We start from the raw sequence: 2,269 nt of genomic DNA on the forward strand, positions 1-2,269 counted from the left end.
CGCGACGCCGCGGCGGCCAAGCCCGGTGGCCGGCCGCCGGCCAGGCGCTCGGCGGCCCCCTCCCCGGCCCTCGCCACCGCCCCTGCCCCCGCTTCTGCCCCCGCGCCCGGTCCGACCCGGCGCGAGCAGCGCGCCGCCGCCTCCACGACCCTCGCCTCCGGCGTGCAGACCCTGACGGTCGAGCCGGACGAGGCCGGGATGCGGATCGACCGCTTCCTCACTGCCCGCTTCCCGCTCCTGCCCTTCACCCGCGTGCAGACCATCGTCCGCAAGGGCGAGTTGCGGGTCGACGGCAAGCGCGCCAAGCCGAACGACCGGCTGGAGCCGGGGATGAGCGTGCGCGTGCCGCCGCTGCGCCTCGACCAGCCCACCGAGCGGCCGCGCAGCGCCGCCCGCGAGCAGGACGACGCCGCCTTCATCCGGTCGCTGATCCTCTACGAGGATGCCGACATGATGATCCTCAACAAGCCCTTCGGCCTCGCGGTCCAGGGTGGTTCGGGGACGGTCCGGCACGTGGACGGTCTGCTCGCCGCCCTCACGGGTCCGGACGGCCAGAAGCCGCGCCTCGTCCACCGGCTGGACAAGGACACGGCCGGGTGCCTGATCATCGCCAAGACCCGGCTCGCCGCCGCGACGCTGGCCAAGAGCTTCCGGTCCCGGGCGGCGCGGAAGATCTACTGGGCGCTCACCGCGGGCGTGCCGCGGGTCCGGCAGGGACGCGTCTCGACCTACCTCGCCAAGGAGGAGCCCACCGACGCCGACGCGCGGATGCGGGTCGCCAAGCACGGCGACGAGGGCGCGAGCCACGCGCTGACCTACTATGCGATGGTCGATCAGGCCGCCCAGAAGCTGTCCTGGCTGTCGTTCAAGCCGGTCACCGGCCGCACGCACCAGCTGCGCGCCCACGCGGCCCATATCGGCCACCCGATCGTGGGCGACCCGAAATACTTCTCCGTCGAGAACTGGGAGCTGCCGGGCGGCATCCAGAACCGCCTCCACCTGCTCGCCCGGCGGATCGTCATCCCGCATCCGCGGACCGGAAAGCCGGTCGACGTGAGCGCGCCGCTCCCGCCCCACATGGCCCAGAGCTGGAACCTCCTGGGCTTCGACGCCGCCCGCTACGACCCGATCGTCGAGGCCCCGGAGGCCTGAGCCCGCAGCCAGGGCACGATCGCGTCCGCGAGGGCGTCGGGGGCCTCGAACGGCAGCATGTGGCCCGACCCGTCGATCACCGTCAGGGTCGCGCCCGGGATGCCGTCGCGGAGCTCCCGCGCCTCGTCGAGGCTGCGCAGGGCGTCCTGGGCCGCCGCCACGACCAGGGTTGGGCAGCCGATCGCGCCGAGGCGGTCGCCATCGGATTCGCGCGCCTGCCCGGCCTGGCGCAGGAAGACCTCTCCGCCGAGCCGGTCGCCCATCTGCCGGATCCGGGCCAGGAGGGCGCCGTCGCCGGCGCGGTCCGGGTGCACCGACTGGAGGATCGCCGATCGGCTGAGGCCCCGGTAGCCCTGCTGGCGGATATGGGCGACCGCGGCCGCCTTCCGGCGCGCCTGGGCCGGCGTGTCGGCCCGCGACGAGGTGGCGACGAGGACCAGCGCCTCCACCCGGTCCGGCACGAGCCGGGCGACCGCGCGGGCGACGTAGCCGCCCATGGAGAAGCCCACGAGCCCGAAGCGCGGCGGCGCCTCCGCGACGACGCGGCGCGCCATGTCGGCGATGGCGGCGTCCCGCGCGAGGTCGCCGTGCGTGATAGGACCCACCTCGGCGAGGCGCGCGACCACGTCCGACCAGAGGTCGGCATCGGTCATGAAGCCGGGCAGCAGCACGAGGTTCATCGCCGGATCACCCTTCCCGTCCCCCAGATAGCCGGCACGCGGGCGCCCGTCAGCGCCGCGGTATCTCCGGTGAAAGTCGGGTGCGGTCCGGGCGTCCCGCGCGGCGCATGCCTTGGCAACCGGCCGCGCCGCCTCATATGCTGCCCCGCGCCCCGCCGATCCGTCGCGGGGCCTGTTCCCGGCGATTCGAGACCCTGACACATGAAGCTCGCGATGCTGGCCTGCCTCGCCGCCCTGTGCCTCACCGGGCCGATCGCGCATGCCGCGCCGGGCGAGACGACCAGGGCGGCGCCGACGGCGAACGGCACCCACCCCCCCGAGACGGCGGCCCCGCATCCGGCCCCGGCGCCCGCCCCGGGCGCGGCGCCCGCGCAGGCCGCCCCGCGCACCGCCAACAGTGCCCGCGCGGAGCGCCGGCGCCGCTCCTACGCGGCCTG

Annotated in this window: 2 protein-coding genes and 1 pseudogene; 2 read left to right on the forward strand and 1 reads right to left on the reverse strand. The window is 75.5% G+C overall.

Annotated features, from left to right (window positions below; translation table 11 throughout):
- The coding region (locus tag ACLBYE_RS30300) for an RluA family pseudouridine synthase (RefSeq protein ID WP_447697003.1) at nucleotides 1-1,152 on the forward strand (1,152 nt) is incomplete at its 5' end.
- On the opposite strand, the gene ACLBYE_RS30305 is transcribed toward ACLBYE_RS30300, so the two are convergent.
- The gene (locus ACLBYE_RS30305) at nucleotides 1,119-1,832 is read right to left on the reverse strand and encodes an alpha/beta fold hydrolase (RefSeq protein WP_447697004.1); all 714 of its coding nucleotides are present in this window, start codon (nucleotides 1,830-1,832) and stop codon (nucleotides 1,119-1,121) included. The two genes, ACLBYE_RS30300 and ACLBYE_RS30305, sit on opposite strands and share 34 nt — an antisense overlap.
- Before the next feature lie 201 nt (nucleotides 1,833-2,033).
- Here ACLBYE_RS30305 and ACLBYE_RS30310 point away from each other — a divergent pair.
- A pseudogene (locus ACLBYE_RS30310) lies at nucleotides 2,034-2,269 on the forward strand (hypothetical protein); the annotation flags it as partial.

The sequence above is a fragment of the Methylobacterium sp. A52T genome, assembly GCF_053346095.1.